The sequence below is a fragment of the Idiomarina sp. D18 genome (assembly GCF_057748155.1).
Map to the genome: position 1 here is coordinate 1434548 of NZ_CM173240.1, position 16920 is coordinate 1451467.

General features: G+C 43.2%; 18 protein-coding genes and 2 pseudogenes. 3 read left to right on the plus strand and 17 right to left on the minus strand.

The genetic code is table 11. The annotated features are described in order from the left end of the window. Nucleotides 1–2 precede the first annotated feature (2 nt). Nucleotides 3–1151 carry a polymorphic toxin-type HINT domain-containing protein gene (locus tag AC3AP5_RS06935; protein ID WP_487326369.1) on the minus strand — a complete coding sequence of 383 codons (1149 nt, stop codon included), beginning with the start codon at nt 1149–1151 and terminating at the stop codon, nt 3–5. 513 nt (nt 1152–1664) lie between these two features. Between AC3AP5_RS06935 and AC3AP5_RS06940 the strand changes: the two genes are divergently transcribed. After that, complete coding sequence (locus tag AC3AP5_RS06940; RefSeq protein ID WP_487326370.1) at nt 1665–1883, plus strand: hypothetical protein; 219 nt, start codon at nt 1665–1667, stop codon at nt 1881–1883. A gap of 386 nt (nt 1884–2269) precedes the next feature. Here AC3AP5_RS06940 and AC3AP5_RS06945 read toward each other — a convergent pair whose 3' ends face one another. The 7 genes from AC3AP5_RS06945 to AC3AP5_RS06975 form a co-directional block, all read right to left on the minus strand. After that, the gene (locus tag AC3AP5_RS06945) at nt 2270–2803 is read right to left on the minus strand and encodes an RHS repeat-associated core domain-containing protein (protein WP_487326372.1); all 534 of its coding nucleotides are present in this window, start codon (nt 2801–2803) and stop codon (nt 2270–2272) included. 157 nt (nt 2804–2960) lie between these two features. Then, nucleotides 2961–3512 carry a hypothetical protein gene (locus tag AC3AP5_RS06950; protein WP_487326373.1) on the minus strand — a complete coding sequence of 184 codons (552 nt, stop codon included), beginning with the start codon at nt 3510–3512 and terminating at the stop codon, nt 2961–2963. A gap of 86 nt (nt 3513–3598) precedes the next feature. Beyond that, nucleotides 3599–3832, minus strand: coding sequence for a hypothetical protein (locus tag AC3AP5_RS06955; RefSeq protein ID WP_487326374.1), 234 nt, complete (start codon nt 3830–3832; stop codon nt 3599–3601). Continuing rightward, nucleotides 3825–4727, minus strand: a complete 903-nt coding sequence (locus AC3AP5_RS06960; protein ID WP_487326375.1) for an RHS repeat-associated core domain-containing protein — start codon at nt 4725–4727, stop codon at nt 3825–3827. The genes AC3AP5_RS06955 and AC3AP5_RS06960 overlap by 8 nt, the downstream gene beginning before the upstream one ends. Nucleotides 4728–5096: 369 nt before the next feature. Continuing rightward, a complete protein-coding gene (locus AC3AP5_RS06965) occupies nt 5097–6302 on the minus strand; it encodes an IS256 family transposase (protein ID WP_487326376.1) in 1206 nt (401 codons plus the stop codon). A 69-nt stretch (nt 6303–6371) separates the two neighbouring features. After that, a complete protein-coding gene (locus AC3AP5_RS06970; RefSeq protein WP_487326377.1) occupies nt 6372–6869 on the minus strand; it encodes a hypothetical protein in 498 nt (165 codons plus the stop codon). Further along, on the minus strand, nt 6866–7177 hold the full coding sequence (locus AC3AP5_RS06975; protein WP_487326378.1) for a M15 family metallopeptidase: 312 nt from the start codon (nt 7175–7177) through the stop codon (nt 6866–6868). The genes AC3AP5_RS06970 and AC3AP5_RS06975 overlap by 4 nt, the downstream gene beginning before the upstream one ends. A 135-nt stretch (nt 7178–7312) precedes the next feature. Between AC3AP5_RS06975 and AC3AP5_RS06980 the strand changes: the two genes are divergently transcribed. Then, nucleotides 7313–8518, plus strand: a complete 1206-nt coding sequence (locus tag AC3AP5_RS06980; RefSeq protein ID WP_487326376.1) for an IS256 family transposase — start codon at nt 7313–7315, stop codon at nt 8516–8518. On the opposite strand, the gene AC3AP5_RS06985 is transcribed toward AC3AP5_RS06980, so the two are convergent. The 4 genes and pseudogenes from AC3AP5_RS06985 to AC3AP5_RS07000 all read right to left on the minus strand — a co-directional run bounded on the left by AC3AP5_RS06985 (nt 8467) and on the right by AC3AP5_RS07000 (nt 12489). Further along, entirely contained in the window at nt 8467–8838 is a 372-nt protein-coding gene (locus AC3AP5_RS06985; RefSeq protein ID WP_487326379.1) for an RHS repeat-associated core domain-containing protein, read from the minus strand. The two genes, AC3AP5_RS06980 and AC3AP5_RS06985, sit on opposite strands and share 52 nt — an antisense overlap. A 218-nt stretch (nt 8839–9056) precedes the next feature. After that, the gene (locus AC3AP5_RS06990) at nt 9057–9689 is read right to left on the minus strand and encodes a hypothetical protein (protein WP_487326380.1); all 633 of its coding nucleotides are present in this window, start codon (nt 9687–9689) and stop codon (nt 9057–9059) included. 392 nt (nt 9690–10081) lie between these two features. After that, a pseudogene (locus tag AC3AP5_RS06995) lies at nt 10082–10702 on the minus strand (RHS repeat-associated core domain-containing protein); the annotation flags it as partial. Between the two features lie 965 nt (nt 10703–11667). After that, nucleotides 11668–12489, minus strand: a complete 822-nt coding sequence (locus AC3AP5_RS07000; RefSeq protein ID WP_487326381.1) for an RHS repeat-associated core domain-containing protein — start codon at nt 12487–12489, stop codon at nt 11668–11670. A 315-nt stretch (nt 12490–12804) separates the two neighbouring features. Here AC3AP5_RS07000 and AC3AP5_RS07005 point away from each other — a divergent pair. Further along, nucleotides 12805–13047, plus strand: a pseudogene (locus tag AC3AP5_RS07005) (transposase); the annotation flags it as partial. Between the two features lie 36 nt (nt 13048–13083). On the opposite strand, the gene AC3AP5_RS07010 reads toward AC3AP5_RS07005, so the two are convergent. From AC3AP5_RS07010 to AC3AP5_RS07030, 5 genes are all read right to left on the minus strand, one after another. Then, the gene (locus AC3AP5_RS07010; protein ID WP_487326382.1) at nt 13084–13608 is read right to left on the minus strand and encodes a hypothetical protein; all 525 of its coding nucleotides are present in this window, start codon (nt 13606–13608) and stop codon (nt 13084–13086) included. 339 nt (nt 13609–13947) lie between these two features. Beyond that, nucleotides 13948–15024 carry a 23S rRNA (cytidine(2498)-2'-O)-methyltransferase RlmM gene (gene rlmM, locus AC3AP5_RS07015; RefSeq protein ID WP_487326383.1) on the minus strand — a complete coding sequence of 359 codons (1077 nt, stop codon included), beginning with the start codon at nt 15022–15024 and terminating at the stop codon, nt 13948–13950. Continuing rightward, nucleotides 15021–15392 carry a DUF423 domain-containing protein gene (locus AC3AP5_RS07020; RefSeq protein WP_006955280.1) on the minus strand — a complete coding sequence of 124 codons (372 nt, stop codon included), beginning with the start codon at nt 15390–15392 and terminating at the stop codon, nt 15021–15023. The genes rlmM and AC3AP5_RS07020 overlap by 4 nt, the downstream gene beginning before the upstream one ends. Continuing rightward, entirely contained in the window at nt 15389–16015 is a 627-nt protein-coding gene (locus AC3AP5_RS07025; protein WP_006955279.1) for an alpha/beta family hydrolase, read from the minus strand. Before AC3AP5_RS07025 ends, AC3AP5_RS07020 begins: the two co-directional genes overlap by 4 nt. Beyond that, complete coding sequence (locus AC3AP5_RS07030) at nt 16012–16920, minus strand: transcriptional regulator GcvA (protein WP_006955278.1); 909 nt, start codon at nt 16918–16920, stop codon at nt 16012–16014. Before AC3AP5_RS07030 ends, AC3AP5_RS07025 begins: the two co-directional genes overlap by 4 nt.

Below are 16920 nucleotides of genomic sequence, written 5' to 3' on the forward strand. Positions count from 1 at the left end.
ATTTAATCTCGTGTAATATTTCCGTCTTTGTCAACAGTACCAATACGGTCGCCTTTTTTATTGAACAATTTGTTCTCAGAAGTGCCATGAGTTCCAGCACCACTATTTTTAGCTCTATCTTTTTGAAGGTAATTGCCTGTTTTGGGGTGAACCATTTTAGGATTATCACCACTCACTTTCACCCTATTAGAATATTCACCAGTATCAATTTGATCGCCAACTTTCGGTTGAGTTTTACCTGTAACTAACTTGCCGCTTTTGTTACACGCATTGTGTACCCACATATTAGTTTTGCCAACAAAGTATGTGTGGTCTGTATCAACGGTGAAGTTGTATGCGTATTGAGGCTCTTTATTGACCTGAATGTTGACAATACTGATATTGTTATCGGCTTTGGGGCCAGATATCACAGTACCTTCTGTTACATCTCCAGCGGGCAACCAACCTTGATTATCTACATAAAAAGGATGTTCTGCTGTCGTGGTAATCGACTCTTCTACGCCATTCTCATCTACAACTGTAAAAGTAATGGTTTCTTTATGCCAGTCTTTGAATGTATCAGTGACTTTCCTCCATGAAACTTCACCTGTTTCATCATTCTTGGATAGGACAATATCACCCACGTTGACTTCAATAATGCTTTTATAGCCATCTTTAGTCAAAATCATAGTCTCAGGTGTAAAACTACAACCGCCTTTAATCACCTTAGCTAGCCGCTTAGCTTTCTGAACAGTCTTAGCGGGGTTTAGAGCGCCTGCTGCGGCATCTACTACAGCACCTCCTAGATTTACAGAGCCTGTTTCTGCGTAGTTTAATGCAGCGCCAAGAGCGACATCTGCTACAAACTTCACTGCGAAATTAAGAAACTCGCCATTCGGATCTGTGTACTTATACGGGTTGTTATTAACATATAAGTAGCGGTTAAACGACATGACAGGGTTTTTAGGAGTCCAGCCCACCGGATCATTCGAATAGAAACGGCCTATGACTGGATCATAGTATCGTGCCTGCATATAAACGAGCCCGGTGTTATCGCCAACATGACCCGTGTATCCTTGTTGGCTGGCTGGACTTAAATCATCTCCCACCTGAGCCACTGTTTCACCATCTAGGATTATCTTATAGCTACTATGTCCGTTCTGCGCGCTCATTAACAGCGCACCCTCTCGACTGTATACCGTTAGCCGTTTTTGTCCACCCTGCTCTACAGTGAGGCGATGACCGTGCGCATCGTACTGGTACTGCGTATCCCCTAATTGCGTTAAACGGCCCGCTCCGTTATAGCTTAAACTATCTATGCCCGTATGGGTGACGCGTCCAGCGCAAAGTCGCGCAAAATGCGCTACCTACTGCGATGCGTACGACCCAGTACACTCACCAGTGGGTCTTGTGCATCGTAGTGATAGGTTTTAAAAAGCGTACTTTGAGAATATACAGACTGTCTAGTGAAAGCTGGGAAGTCCAGGAACTTTCTCGATTGATGCCGGGGAAAACGATATTCGGGCTATCTATGATGCAGCAAATGTGGAATTAAAGTTCTTCTGCCGTTACCAACGGGATATGAACTTTTACGATAAGAAACTGATTGCTTTTGCCACCAAGCATGGCATTGCTGCTACCAGTCAGTCGAGATAGCTTAGCCTTAACTTTGGGGAAACGGTATTGTGACCAACCAACTTGATGTACTAGCCCTATCGGATGAGGTTGAGCGTGATAGCCAATCTGGGAAATTAAGCCGTGAGTTGCTGGCTCAGGGGCAGACGTTGTATGGCAAGAATCATCTATTCCCTGAATACCTTGAACGATTCACACCAGATGGTAAAAAGTCTCTCGGCCAGTGGAAAGATGGTGAGTTCGCTGAAGAGATTTGTCTTCTTTGGTAACAACCCTCACCAGCATTCCAAGACCCAAAAAAGCCCCACCATCGACGGGCGAGACTTTGGATTCAAATGAAATAATCATTTAGCACTTAGAAAAATCAACATTCCAATAAGTAGATTTATCAGCCCTAAAACCACTACCACTGAATTTTTAATTTGTGGCTTATCTGAACTTTTACTTCCTGTAAATTTGGCAGAATGAATAATAAGCCAACTTATCATATTCCCAACAAACCTTGGAAAAACTAAGCATACTCCCCCAAATAGAGTTAAATTAAATATTAAAACAATTAATTCAGAATTTACTTCCACAATAATAAACTCTCAATACTTGACGCTTTAACTAACATCCAGAACTCATACATTTGTCAACTACCTCCTTAAATTCATTAGCCAGATTTTGCGTTTACAACCAACCCTGTACCGCCGTTACCGTCTTTAAATCCAACTAGAGGAGTTAATTCGCCTCCATTAGAGATATTTTGTACCCCTGTAGTTTCCGTCGATACCGCTCCAGCGACCAAATCAATCTTTCCTTGAGCTGCAACTAAGCCAACATCCGCATTTACAGAACCTTTTAAAGAAGCAGAATTCCCTAATTTTTTACTATCACTAATAGTAATCCCACCTTTTATACCAGCGGTTGCTCCTCCACGAACCCCACCTGTGCCTAAAACTGATATTTCTCCATAAGTAAAATCGATAGATATACCAAGACCTACTCTAACACCGCCATCCCGAGCAAATTGCGCCCCAATGTTTGGGTTTAACTTTTCTTCTCCATTTGGATCAACATATTTATATGGATTATTTGCAGCATATGCGTAACGATTAAAAGTATCTACTTCGCCAGTAAACCCAACAGGATCATTCGAATAAAACCGCCCAATCACTGGATCATAATATCGTGCCTGCATATACATTAATCGACACTACGAGCCATAGTAAAACATCAATAAAATTAAACTAATACAGTGCGTTAGCAGTATAGCTTGATTATTGAAGCCTACTGCATTGAGCGCCCAAAAAAAGCCCCGCGAGGGCGAGGCGATGTGATACGATTTAAAGTTGACGCTCAATTTATTTTATAGAATAGCCTAAGGATTTTACATGAGCTAAAACTAGACCATGACCAGTAAGCAATACTGACAGCCTAACTTTAGAGCCACTATTAAAAGTAAACGTGTACCAATTTGCAGCACCATTGAATTTGACTGATTCTAAGTCAGACCACTTTTCATTTTTACTACCAGTCCAAGGAGTGTGAAATTCAATGCCTTCAGAATCAAATTTTCCACGAACTTTATATGCTTCACCAAATGAATAAATAGCAGCTATACCGAAACCTGCGATCAAGCTTAGTAATGGTAAGAAATCTCTCTCTTGATTAATTGACGTAAATAACACGACATACGAGCATACAAGAATAATAGAAAGACACGACCAAAACAATCCAGAAACAATTAGTCCAAATTTAAGCTGCCCATTCTTAGAGTTATTACTAACCTTTGCAGAAACAATACTGCAAATAACTACTGCAATAACACCACCAATGATCCCACTTAAAACGCCAGAATCCATTTTTCCTCTCTCATTTATTTTACTTATCGTGGGAGGATCATCTCCCCACATTACCTTATACGTTGGTAAAGCGATTAGTTGTAATATCAAGCAGGCCGATAAGTCCTGCTATTTTTATCATCAATACCCACTATTAGTTATTGTTCCAGCTTTTTGTAACTGTTAACTGTAGACAGTAAGATGAGCATAACATATAAACCAATTATTAATGGGTGTGATAAGGCTCTAATGTAATTATCTAAACTCCATAGTAAGCTAATTCCTTGCTCGCTAGTAAGAGCCACAAGAATGAAAATAGGAATAAAAAACGACGCAAATACTATAGTGGCATTTTTTATTCCTGTTCCAAAAATTTTAAAAAATTTATTCACAAATTTCACCAGTACAACTATTGGTTATTCCCTGAGCTATACCTTCCTGTGTAGCTGTTGCTATTGCTTCACCGGTAGCTTTACCACCAGCTAATTTACCAGCCTCTCTCATTACTGGAGACTTAGTAAGAGCGCCAACTATTTTATCGCCTGTTACGCCACCCACAATAGTTCCTGTTGCCGCTGCACCAGCAGAAAGTGCAACCCCCTTATTAAGTGGATCTCCATTTGCAGTATTTTCAACCATTTGAGTAACCGCCCCACCAACCGCAGCAACACCAGAAGAAGGGATAAGAACGGTTGCAGCAGCTTCCGCGCCAGTCAAACCAATTTTAGCCACAGCGGCACCAGCTAGCCTACCAGTTGCTCCTACAGCGGCACCTAGTAGTCCAAACTCACCGTCAGGATCAACATGCTTATAAGGGTTATTGTTCGCATAGGTGTATCTATTGAATCCATGTATGGGATTTCCACGAGCAATATGCTCCATAACATCGGCAGGATCATTCGAATAAAACCGCCCAATCACTGGATCATAGTATCGTGCCTGCATATAAACGAGCCCGGTGTTATCGCCAACATGACCCGTGTACCCTTGTTCGCTGGCTGGACTTAAATCATCTCCCACCTGAGCCACTGTTTCACCATCTAGGATTATCTTATAGCTACTATGTCCGTTCTGCGCGCTCATTAACAGCGCACCCTCTCGACTGTATACCGTTAGCCGTTTTTGTCCACCCTGCTCTACAGTGAGGCGATGACCGTGCGCATCGTACTGGTACTGCGTATCCCCTAATTGCGTTAAACGCCCCGCTCCGTTATAGCTTAAACTATCTATGCCCGTATGGGTGACGCGTCCAGCGCTACTGCGATGCCTACGACCCGATACACTCATCAGGTGGGCTTGTGCATCGTAGTGATAGGTTTTAAAAAGCGTACTTTGAGAATATACAGACTGTCTAGTGAAAGCTGGGAAGTCTAGGAACTTTCTCGATTGATGCCGGGGAAAACGATATTAGGGCTATCTATGACCAAGAAAATGCAGAAATAAAGTTCTTCTGCCGTTACCAACGGGATATGAACTTTTACGATAAGAAACTGATGGATTTTGCCACCAAGCATGGCATTGATACGAAACCTTGCACCGCCTCATCTGAATATTGAACAGCTACTACTTGTCTTGATGTAAGCAAAGAAAAAAGCCCTGCGAGGGCGAGGCTTTGGGTTCAAAGAGAGTGTTCAATATTCTGTGTCAGCCAAGTTTTCATAAATCTATGTGGCCATCCAGTCGACCTTCAAAGTGGATGGTTAGCTGAGACAGTGTCAGATTCCAGTTCTGCACCGGGTGCGACCAGCGCTCAGTTGCTTTTAACATACCCGCGTACAGCAGCTTAAGCAAGCTACCTTCATTGCTAAAACCGCCTTTGGTTTTGGTCAGTTTTCTGAACTGGCGGTGTACCGCCTCAACGGCATTGGTTGTGTAGATGACGGTCCGCACATAGTCGGGGTATTTAAAATACGCTGAGAGTGTCGCCCACTTATTGCGCCAGGATTGAATAACGATGGGATATTTATCGCCCCATTTGGTTTCTAAATCATCCAGCGCGCTTTCGGCAGCGGATAGCGTCGCGGCTTTATACACGCATTTTAAATCGGCCATGAAGGCTTTCTGATTTTTGCTGGCCACGTACTTCAGCGAATTACGAATTTGGTGAATGATGCAGTGTTGCACCTCGGTTTTCGGGTAGATGCTTTCTATGGCTTCAGGGAAGCCTTTTAAGCCGTCTACGCAGGCAATCAGAATATCCTGAACGCCTCGATTATGGAGATCGGTCAACACACTCAGCCAGTGATGAGCGCCTTCTGACTCGGATAAATAAAGCCCCAGAAGCTCTTTTTTACCGTCAATATTGAGGCCTAGAATGGTATAAACAGCTTTGCTGATAAAACGCCCATTCTCTTTGATTTTATAGTGAATGGCATCGAGCCATACAATGGGGTAAACCGCTTCTAAAGGCCGTTCACGCCATGCCTGAAGCTCCGGCAGAAGCTTATCCGTGACGGCATTAATGGTGCCGTTTGAGACATGAATGCCGTACAGATCTTCAATGTGCATGCGAATGTCTTGATAGCTGGTTCCAAGCGAAAACAATGCAATAATTTTACGCTCCAGCTCATCGGTTAAATGCGTCTGATGTTTTTTAACCAGTTGCGGCTCAAACGAGCCGGCTCTGTCGCGGGGCGTATCTAATTCAAAGCTGCCGGCAGGACTCTTGACTGTTTTTGACGTCGAACCGTTCTTGCGGTTAGATTGCTCTTTATCACTGAGATGCTCTTCAAGCTCAGCCTGCATCGCGGCTTCGGTGAGTTGTTTAATAAGCGGTGTCAGGATGCCGTCTTTGCCGGTGAGGTCTTTGCCTTCACGCAACTGCTTTAAAGCGGCATCCATGTCGAAATTGTTTTTGGTCATATGTCATCTCTTTTTTGCTTAGTTTAACGAAATGACACAGAATTCTGAACACTACCGGTTCAAAAAATATTATTGAATATTTTTCACTATTTTTTTCAATGAGTTAACCGCTCTACTATAAACTTTATTTAGCTCATCACTATTGGGGTAATTCGGCAAATGCTCATTACAAACAACAAAGCTATTAATTATTTTGGATGCTACTCGAGAGTTCGTATCATAAATTGGAGCTGTATAATATGAATCAATTAGTTTAACAAAATATGAGTTCAACCTATTCTCTTTAAAGTAATACCTTATTTCTGTATTCCCTGTTTCTCCATAAAAATGCGAAGCTATTGAAATAATTTCATTATTTGAATTTTTATAAACATAAATTTCCGCACCTTCTGTGGACGAATCTAAAAGTTCTAACTTTGTTTTGTTTAAACTCGACAGTTCAACTTTTTCTAGGTTTTCTAAAGCACTATACTTGCATGCGTCATTAGAATCTTCTGCAAATGCCAAACTAGGATAAGCATGTATAATTGCAATCAATATCACTTTCGCCATATTAATTATTTTCATGGCTTACTCCCTTGCTGTAATTGTTTAATAGTTAAACCGAAAGTCATTTGAAAGTGTGGCTTATCTGGCGTTGTCCAATTTCCTCCCCATGTAAATCCATGACTAATACCAACCTTTGAAACAGCATCCCAATTTGTGTTCCATACCGCAACATTTCCTTTTATCTCCACTACATCGATCGCAAGCCCATAGTTGTGATAGCTTTCGCTACCTTTTGCATTGGTAACAATAGGACCTTTAGTAGTTCTACCCTGTGCATATAAAGCATCTTGTTTTTTGATTGACCTTAATGCTTGAGTAATTCTCAAATTTTATATTTTCTTTTGATTCAACGTCATTAATAAAATCTGTAGCTGCACCTTGAACTTTAGGATGTAAAGTTAAAATGGTAGTGTTCAGAATTCTGTGTCATTTCGTTAAACTAAGCAAAAAAGAGATGACATATGACCAAAAACAATTTCGACATGGATGCCGCTTTAAAGCAGTTGCGTGAAGGCAAAGACCTCACCGGCAAAGACGGCATCCTGACACCGCTTATTAAACAACTCACCGAAGCCGCGATGCAGGCTGAGCTTGAAGAGCATCTCAGTGATAAAGAGCAATCTAACCGCAAGAACGGTTCGACGTCAAAAACAGTCAAGAGTCCTGCCGGCAGCTTTGAATTAGATACGCCCCGCGACAGAGCCGGCTCGTTTGAGCCGCAACTGGTTAAAAAACATCAGACGCATTTAACCGATGAGCTGGAGCGTAAAATTATTGCATTGTTTTCGCTTGGAACCAGCTATCAAGACATTCGCATGCACATTGAAGATCTGTACGGCATTCATGTCTCAAACGGCACCATTAATGCCGTCACGGATAAGCTTCTGCCGGAGCTTCAGGCATGGCGTGAACGGCCTTTAGAAGCGGTTTACCCCATTGTATGGCTCGATGCCATTCACTATAAAATCAAAGAGAATGGGCGTTTTATCAGCAAAGCTGTTTATACCATTCTAGGCCTCAATATTGACGGTAAAAAAGAGCTTCTGGGGCTTTATTTATCCGAGTCAGAAGGCGCTCATCACTGGCTGAGTGTGTTGACCGATCTCCATAATCGAGGCGTTCAGGATATTCTGATTGCCTGCGTAGACGGCTTAAAAGGCTTCCCTGAAGCCATAGAAAGCATCTACCCGAAAACCGAGGTGCAACACTGCATCATTCACCAAATTCGTAATTCGCTGAAGTACGTGGCCAGCAAAAATCAGAAAGCCTTCATGGCCGATTTAAAATGCGTGTATAAAGCCGCGACGCTATCCGCTGCCGAAAGCGCGCTGGATGATTTAGAAACCAAATGGGGCGATAAATATCCCATCGTTATTCAATCCTGGCGCAATAAGTGGGCGACACTCTCAGCGTATTTTAAATACCCCGACTATGTGCGGACCGTCATCTACACAACCAATGCCGTTGAGGCGGTACACCGCCAGTTCAGAAAACTGACCAAAACCAAAGGCGGTTTTAGCAATGAAGGTAGCTTGCTTAAGCTGCTGTACGCGGGTATGTTAAAAGCAACTGAGCGCTGGTCGCACCCGGTGCAGAACTGGAATCTGACACTGTCTCAGCTAACCATCCACTTTGAAGGTCGACTGGATGGCCACATAGATTTATGAAAACTTGGCTGACACAGAATATTGAACACTCTCGTTAAAATTCTATCATTAGTATGTTTATCCCATGTTTTGTTTTCCGTTTGCTTTGGTATTACATTTGTACAATTTGGATCATTTTCACACTTATCATATGAAGATTCCTTAGTCATTCCTGTTGGATCGGTATATTTATACGGATTATTTCCAACGTAAGAGTATCTATTAAAACTGTCAACTTCACCATAAAAACCAACAGGATCATTCGAATAAAACCGCCCAATCACCGGATCATAGTATCGTGCCTGCATATACATTAATCGACAGTACGATCCATAGTGCATAGTAAAAAAATTTACGTTAATCCAATGTGTTAGAAGTATAGTCTAGTTCTCGATGCCTCTCCAATTAAGCACCAAAAACAAGGCCCCGAGAGGACGAAGCTTTAGGGTTCGATTCAATGCTACGAAGCCAGTTCCCCAGCTTTGGTAACACCCCCAACCAGCATTCAAAGGCTAAAAAAAGCCCCACCATCGAAGAGCGGGACATTGGATTCAAAACATTATTTCAGATTTTTAATAGCGCATTGTGAGTCCGTAATATCGAGTTGAAATATCCTTTTAGGTTCTATAGCAGCATTATCTTCATCTAAAATAATCAATCGCATATCGTCATATTTTAATGATTTCACTAATCTTAAAGGAGAAATATCAGCAGAAATTTTGCAAATATTATTTTTTTCATTAAATGAATCATATAATAGGGATACTGGTTCATTACTACCCCACTGAAACACTCTTGTTCTTTCCGGGCTTCTCTGAGAAATTACGACAATCATTTTGGCTTTCCATACAGCGTCTTCCAAAATGTAAAGAAAATCACCGAATTTTCCAGTCCCATTAAAATTGCATTCCCCGTATCCAGCTTGAATACGGCAATAGTGGCCGACTTGCACTAACAGGTCTTCTAAACTACCTATTTTTTCGAACTTTTTAATTATTCTTTTGTAAACTTTTAACAATTCACCTGAGTTAGTGTCTTTCAATTTATTTAGAAACCAAGGGTCTATTCTAAGTTGATACGCCAAACTCTCAAGTGCCACAGACTCATTTTCTAATATATCCTCACTTGAAACAGATAAATGAGAATAAGTAATGGTCAGTGTCATTAAAATTAAAAAATATATTTTCTTCATGATTATTTTTATTAATAGGGCCAATGTAGTCTTTTTGAGTCATCCAACCTTTGAATGGGAGTACGTAGAAATAAAGAATAACTACTTAAAGCCTTTTTATGCCGCAGTTTGGACATTTAGGCACTGGTTTTAGAGTCCTAATATCAGGCATGCCATGCGATGTAGAATTATACCTGTATAGTAAAACTCCACAATTTTCACACCGGATTAATGAAATACCAATACATCCGATAGCATAAATAATAAAAAACACCCAGCTAAGTAACGGATCTGTAACCGCTGTTACTGGATAAATCAATATCCAGCAGGTACTCAGTACCCCCCAGAATTTTAACCTTGCGGTTGAATATTTAATATCAGGGTTATTGATGTTCAGCTCATTTTCTTTCATCTTAAAACACATCTTTTATAGCATCGACAGTATCTTTCACAATTGAAGTTGTCGCTATACCAGAAAACTCAACGCCAACTGTAGCGCCTACTTTTACTGATGGTTTGATTTTCACAGCATCTACCCCAATACTTGCTTCTTCTCCACCCGAAGGCGTAATAGATCCATCTGCGTTTTGAGACATCACATCTTTAGATACTGAAACAATAACAGCGCTTGCCCCTGCATTTACCTTAACATCAGACGACGTCCCATTTCTTGCTGGAGACGAAGAACTTTCGGAAATCCCTCCTTCATAAACCACACCAGCAGCTAATCCCATTCTAGGTCCGCCAGAGACAGTTACAGATAACTCCAATGTCTCAGCATCAAACGAAGTCTTCAGAGAAACTTTAGCACCCCCGATTACCGCTATTTCGGCACTTACACCAATGGATAGTTTTTCCTCACCTGTTGGATCAGTGTATTTGTAGGGGTTGTTAGCAACATATGAATATCGATTGAAAGTGTCAATTTCACCTGTAAATCCAACAGGATCATTGCTGTAAAACCGCCCAATCACCGGATCATAGTATCGTGCCTGCATATAAACGAGCCCGGTGTTATCGCCAACATGACCCGTGTATCCTTGTTGGCTGGCTGGACTTAATCATCTCCCACCTGAGCCACTGTTTCACCATCTAGGATTATCTTATAGCTACTATGTCCGTTCTGCGCGCTCATTAACAGCGCATCCTCTCGACTGTATACCGTTAGCCGTTTTTGTCCACCCTGCTCTACAGTGAGGCGGTGACCGTGCGCATCGTACTGGTACTGCGTATCCCCTAATTGCGTTAAACGCCCCGCTCCGTTATAGCTTAAACTATCTATGCCCGTATGGGTGACGCGTCCAGCGCAAAGTCGCGCAAAATGCGCGACCTACTGCGATGCCTACGACCCGGTACTCTCATCAGTGGGTCTTGTGCATCGTAGTGATAGGTTTTAAAAAGCGTACTTTGAGAATATACAGACTGTCTAGTGAAAGCTGGGAAGTCTAGGAACTTTCTCGATTGATGCCGGGGAAAACGATATTCGGGCTATCTATGACCAAGAAAATGCAGAAATAAAGTTCTTCTGCCGTTACCAACGGGATATCAAATTTTACGATAAGAAACTGATGGCTTTTGCCACCAAGTATGGCATTGATACGAAACCTTGCACCGCCTCATCTGAATATTGAACAGCGACTACTCTCCTTGATGAGAGCAAGAAAACAAAGCCCCGCTCCCTGAGGGCGAAGCTTTGGATTCAAAAGCTCGATATTCTATATGTTGAGTATCTTAAACATCCAACGCACAGTTGCCAGAGTTGCCCAAATTACTAAAGCAACAATTGGTAACATTGATATGAATACTAAAGATGCGCTCGACAGGTCAACGTCTCGTATACGAGTTTGAAGTTCAAAACCGTAGAAGCCGACGACCAGACTTCCCAAGAAGTAAATAGTTAAGCTAGCAATAATCAAGCTGCTATATCCAATCATTGCTCTCAATCTGTTAGCTTTCTTTGATTTACCCTCTGAAACATCTATTTTCATATTTCTCAACTTTAACAAGAATCATCATTACACTGAATCTTTTGATGTGCTGCTTCTGCGGCAGCTCCTGTTCCGTATGCCCCGCCAAGTTTGACCTCAGCAACGGCCCGATTACCCGGTGTTGTACTCAACGTCTTTGAATCAGCCAATATACGTTGGGAGTTAGCTCCTGTCATATTATTAGATGCCTGTGTAGCAGAGTTATTGGGCAACCCTCTACCTGCGACAGCAACTTTTGCGGCTGTCTTTGCAACTGCTCCACCAACTGCCCCGATAGCCGCCGCTTTGATAACATCCCCAGTGTTAAACTCACCATCCATCGCTTGGTTTGCAACTTCGCCGAGTCCATTTGCACCAGCACCAACAGCCATTGTTCCTAAAAGGCCACCACCAAACGTAGTAGCAACACCAACCGCAGCGCCAACTCCTCCGGCTTTCAGTACTGAACCAAAAGAAGCATTTTCATTTGTGACTGCTTCTGAAATTGCACCTATGGCAAATCCAATTACACCAGCTCCAACTTGGAGAAATGGGAACTCTCCATTCGGATCAGTATATTTATACGGGTTATTGTTTGCGTAAGTGTATCGATTAAACCCATGAACGGGGTTACCTTTTCCAATATGCCCTAGAACATCAAGAGGATCATTCGAATAGAAACGCCCAATCACCGGATCATAGTATCGTGCCTGCATATAAACGAGCCCGGTGTTATCGCCAACATGACCCGTGTATCCTTGTTGGCTGGCTGGACTTAAATCATCTCCCACCTGAGCCACTGTTTCACCATCTAGGATTATCTTATAGCTACTATGTCCGTTCTGCGCGCTCATTAACAGCGCACCCTCTCGACTGTATACCGTTAGCCGTTTTTGTCCACCCTGCTCTACAGTGAGGCGATGACCGTGCGCATCGTACTGGTACTGCGTATCCCCTAATTGCGTTAAACGCCCCGCTCCGTTATAGCTTAAACTATCTATGCCCGTATGGGTGACGCGTCCAGCGCAAAGTCGCGCAAAATGCGCGACCTACTGCGATGCCTACGACCCGGTACTCTCATCAGTGGGTCTTGTGCATCGTAGTGATAAGTTTTAAAAAGCGTACTTTGAGAATATACAGACTGTCTAGTGAAAGCTGGGAAGTCCAATCCGGATTATGTTAGAACCGTTATCTACACAACCAATGCCGTTGAGGCCGTACACCGCCAATTCCGAAAACTAACCAAAACCAAAGGCGGTTTTAGCAATGAGAGTAGCTTGCTTAAGCTGCTGTACGCGGGTATGTTAAAAGCAACTGAGCGCTGGTCGCACCCGGTGCAGAACTGGAATCTGACACTGTCTCAGCTAACCATCCACTTTGAAGGTCGACTGGATGGCCATATAGATTTATGAAAACTTGGCTGACACAGAATATTGAACACTCTCGATTCAAATAATAATGGCTTCTAATTGTGCTTTTTGAATCTTATCTGTGCAATTATCTTGATTAACATAACAGTCAATACTTATTCCATCAGTTGCAAACTCATATCGAATGCCATTCAAATCTTCAAGTGAGAAGATACCTCCTTCCTCACCACTAAAAAACAGCTTAGCACTTGGTAAAAGCTTTTTGACTTTTTCAAACGACATTCCAATACATACACCGTTATTACAAAAGTCAGGTTCAAGTATTGATATTTTACTGACAACATAATTGTTTGTTTCAAACTCAACCAATGTAGTGCCGTTACATACTTTGCCTCTAAATTTATAGCTTTCACCATCTTCTGTATAAACAGTTAGCTTTTCAAAAGAATCTTGGAATAGTTTTTCACTTTTCCCTAAATAAAGCTCACAAATATTTTTTTCAGTAATTAAAGCGACTTTTGTCATGCCATTAGCTTTCCAAGAACATGAACTAGTTGCCAAAACTAGTAATGAAATGGCTATCAAATTAATGATTTTTATCATGGATTTGGCTTCCTTACCCACTGTTTGTAAAACTGAGTTTTCGGACCAACATTTTTTTGGTCAAGATGAACAGTTCCTGAATTTACAGCAGCTTTAGACAGATCTGCACCCGACATTCCTGTTACTGAAATATCAGTATCCCCTAATTGCGTTAAACGCCCCGCTCCGTTATAGCTTAAACTATCTATGCCCGTATGGGTGACGCGTCCAGCGCAAAGTCGCGCAAAATGCGCGACCTACTGCGATGCCTACGACCCGATACACTCATCAGGTGGGTCTTGTGCATCGTCGCGCAATGTGCGCGACGTACGCGTAAAACATCTATTTTTTCAGCTTGGGTTATAGCCAGCGTAGGTGTACCGTGATTTCTTCTCTGTCATGATACAAATGTTTGGCTTGAATTTCGAAGCTCCGTTCGCCCTGCTCTTGCAGCTGCTCGGTTATTTGTTCCAAATACTGCTTTACAGAGGCGTAGCGTTGACGCATCGGTAGCTTTAAGTTAAATATTGCTTCTTTGCAGTATTCTTCTAACAGCCAGGCTGTCATTAGCTCACCTACCCGCGCAGGCTTTTCGACCATATCGCACACGAGCCAAGTGACATTGCGACGCTTGGGACGATATTTAAAACCGTCTTCACGAATGTGCTCTACCTGACCGGTCTCCATTAGGCTATCCGCCATTGGACCATTATCGACGGCTTGTACCATCATGCCACGACGTACCAGTTGATATGTCCAACCGCCCGGTGCGGCACCGAGGTCGACTGCACGCATACCGGCTTGAATTCGCTGCTCACGTTCCTCTTCTGGCACGAAAACATGAAATGCTTCGTCTAACTTCAACGTAGAGCGACTCGGTCCATTGGATGGCATGCGTAAACGCAAAATCCCTTCTTCATAAGGACTCTGATTGAAGCTGTAGGAATACCCCAATAAAGCGTACGCCTTATTAACAAAAAACACGTGTAAAAACGGACGCTTCGCGAGTGGCTTCTTGCTTAGCAAGTCGACAGCGCGTAAGCCCTGGCGTAACGGTACAGCAAACTTACGACAAAACTTAGCGATCGCGTTCGCTTCATTGCTATCAGGTGTTTCTACACGTAACGCCCCCGCAAGCCCAAACCACTCTTTATGAGGTTCTAACGCTTCTTTAACGACACTGACACGATCCTCAATACCTGCAAGCTGAGCACTTGCTAAAAGAACAAAAAACGTGCGGGTGAAGATCAGTTCCTTTAGTGGTAATTTTTTGGCTAAATGATCCGCTTCTTCTGCTTGGCAATGATAAACTACATAGGCTTGATCAGCCTGTGTTTGGCAGTACCCATATACACCGAGTGCGGCTGTTTTTTCTTGGATCTCTGCCGCACAATCTCCTTCAAAACCTGCACGACACAGCAATACCAATCCATTCATGCTTTAACTGCTCCAACTAATAAGCAAATCCAACCCAAAATAAATAACAAACCACCGAGCGGTGTTATCGGACCAAACCATTTGATGCTGGTCAGCGCCAGCGCATATAAACTACCTGAGAATAATACCACACCTAACGCCCAGAAGATGCCCGCGGCAGCGACCCATGGTGAGGGGGCAAATCGAAGCCATAACCCCGCCAGCAATAACGCGAGTGTATGATAGAACTGATAGGTTACACCGGTCTGAAATACCGTCAGTAACTGTTCACTCAATCGACTCTTTAACCCATGTGCCGCGAATGCCCCGAGTGCAACCGCTACCGCACCATATAGTGCTGCAATAATTATCAATAACTGACTCATCATTTTAAAAACTCCTCAGTAAGTCGGCTCGCCTGAAGCCATAAGCGCTCACGTAAATGACGTTTAGCGGCCGTCGGTTCAAACCCATGATCACCGCCCTCAAGCCATTGAATCTGCCAATGTGACGGCAATATTAACGCGCTATTGCGAACCTGTTTTGCAAATGGATCGCGCGTCCCCTCGATAATTAATCCGGGACTACGTGCATACCCTAACTCGTCTAAGCGAGAGCGCTCGGGTTTAGACGGTGGATTAAATGGAAATCCCAGCGCGATTTGACCCTGCGCTTCAAATTCATCCGCCAGTCGCAACATGACTCGACTTCCCAGTGACTTCCCTGCAAACCAAGTAGGTTTACCGTCTTGCTGCAACGCAGATAACCACATCTGCATTTGCTCTACTAGACGTTCCATCCTATCCGGCGGACGCTTAACTCCAGTTGCTCGGACTTTTTGCCAGTACGGAAAGTCCGGGCGTACGATCTCAAAACCGAGTGCTTGCCACTGGTCGGTAAAAAACTCCATAAAAGGGGTATCTGGGCCACCCCCCGAGCCATGAAAAAAGACGATACGTTGCGCGTTGCTTTCACCTACGACTTGATAGGTCGTTCCCTTTAGATGCTTCATTCTGATTTCAACTCGAAGGCGCGTTCTTCTTCGTGCACCAATTGCATGATCCAGTTGCGAAAGGTGGCGATCTTACCGATTTCTGACTGATTGTCACGGCAGACAAGATAAAATGCCTTATTACGGCGCAGCGCCTGAGGAAAAATACGTATCAAGTGCCCGCTATCAATTTCTGGTTTAGCCAAAACGTGATTCGCCAAGGCAATGCCCTGCCCATGCACCGCTGCCTGTAATGCGAGGCTTGAGTGACTAAATACAGGCCCACCATCTTTTATCGGTTTTCTTTCGCCCACCATTTCAAACCAGTCGTTCCAGGCATTCCGTGTTTCATCATGCAACAGCGTATGCTTTAGCAAATCGGCCGGGGTCTGGACGTTCATGCGTTCAGCCAAAATAGGTGAACACACTGGCCACAAATACTCTTTGTGCAAACGGTAACTCTTTACCCCTGGCCAGCGTCCATCACCATAATAAATGGCGACATCGACGTCGTCGGTGAGTGAGCCGGTAATTTCATCCACGGCCTTAATACGAATATCCATATCCGGGTGCGCCTCCCGAAAACTGCTCAAGCGGGGCACGAACCACAAAATAGCAAAGCTCGGTGGCACTGAGACGGTCAAGGCACCCTTCTCAGAGACCAGTCTTAACTTGTCAGTCGCCTGTATTAGTTGCGCAAAAATATCTCTTAACTGCAGATAATACGCCTGGCCTTCTTCGGTCAGTAATAGTGTCCGATTACGCCGAATAAACAACTTAATTTGCAAAAATTCTTCCAGCGCTTTGACTTGATGACTCACCGCGGCTTGGGTTACGAATAGTTCTTCTGCTGCTTTAGTAAAGCTCAAATGGCGTGCTGCAGCTTCGAAAGATTTAAGCGCGTTCAGCGGCGGCAATTTTCGCAT